Source organism: Acinetobacter sp. YH01004, from assembly GCF_013420455.1.
GTDB lineage: Bacteria > Pseudomonadota > Gammaproteobacteria > Pseudomonadales > Moraxellaceae > Acinetobacter > Acinetobacter towneri.
In genome coordinates this window covers 1-1,231 of sequence record NZ_VOXZ01000043.1, presented here as the reverse complement: position 1 = coordinate 1,231, position 1,231 = coordinate 1, and the positions used below count along the sequence as shown (strand labels likewise).

General features: G+C 32.8%; 1 protein-coding gene and 1 pseudogene. Both read right to left on the bottom strand.

The features are described 5' to 3' along the window. Positions 1 to 167 precede the first annotated feature (167 nt). Positions 168 to 962, bottom strand: a complete 795-nt coding sequence (locus FTT71_RS13200) for a MipA/OmpV family protein (protein WP_016658412.1) — start codon at positions 960 to 962, stop codon at positions 168 to 170. 194 nt (positions 963 to 1,156) lie between these two features. Then, positions 1,157 to 1,231: pseudogene (locus tag FTT71_RS13195) on the bottom strand (IS6 family transposase); the annotation flags it as partial.

Sequence of the window (1,231 nt, the reverse complement as noted above, 5' to 3'; positions counted from 1 at the left end):
AGCCACTCCAAGGTCAAGCTTAATAAATTAAATTAAACATTCAATGAACACTGAATAGCCGGCACTTTTGCAAATTTACCTTGTCTCTATAAGCTCACATCAATTTCAGGTAAGAATAACAATAGATTGATTAGCAAAATCGTTTTATTAAAAATAAATATCAATTCTTAAAATTTATATGTCAGTGCCATATAAAAATTAGTGAGTCCACTTTTATCAACTAATGGCCCATCTTGAACTTTACTTGGTAAAAACTTTTGCATTGCTACACCACTTAATTTGACTTTATCTGTCAGTGCATAACTTGCACCTAAAGATACATGTGGAATAAAGACATGATTTGGTTTATATGCTGCAACACCACGAGCAACTTCACTGTCTAAAATACCATAATAATAATTTGCTCTTTTATCCGATAGCCAATCTACTCCAGCATTTGGCATAAGAGTGACTTTAGGATTTATTCTCCAGAAGTATTGATAATTAAAGCGAAGTTCTGCTCCTTCACTAGCACCACCAACATCATTGACAGCTTGTAGTGAAAATAAGCCATAAGGTAGTCGTACAATACTTTCTAAACCTAAATCTACACTACGATCACGATCTTCTAATTGTGATTTACTAATATTTTTAGCAGCTAATTTTTCTGTGCTTAAGTCATCGACATCTAAATTCATCATATTGATGTTAGCAATCGCATTTACGGTAAGAAGTTTATCTTTGTAGAGTTCTACACCTGCATATAAACCACGAATAAAAAAATCCTCAGTTTCATATGAAATCACAGGTATAGGAGTGATTTCAGTTTTTTCCCCTACATATATACCGTTACTACCAACTGCACCTATGCCTAAACTTAAACCTTGAGGTTTACTGATTTGTCCTTTTTGTTGTCTATCTTCAGCAGCAAAAGTAGCCATAGGAATGCATAAAATTATAGTAAATCCGAGCTTTTTAAGCATATTTTACTCATTGTTTCATAAAAACTTATTCAATATACACGGTAAGGTAATAAAGAAAATGTGAATTTACTGGCTCAATTACGTTTTTTTTAAGCATATAACTAATAGCTTATCCAACAATATAGTTAATGATATTTTAAAAGGCACTGTTGCAAATAGAGATTTGAGTCGATGATGTTCCCTTTAAAAAGTACTTAGAGACCGAAAACCCTGTTGATTAGACACACTTCACCCTGAGGCTGACCATAATAAAATGACGATGCTTGTCC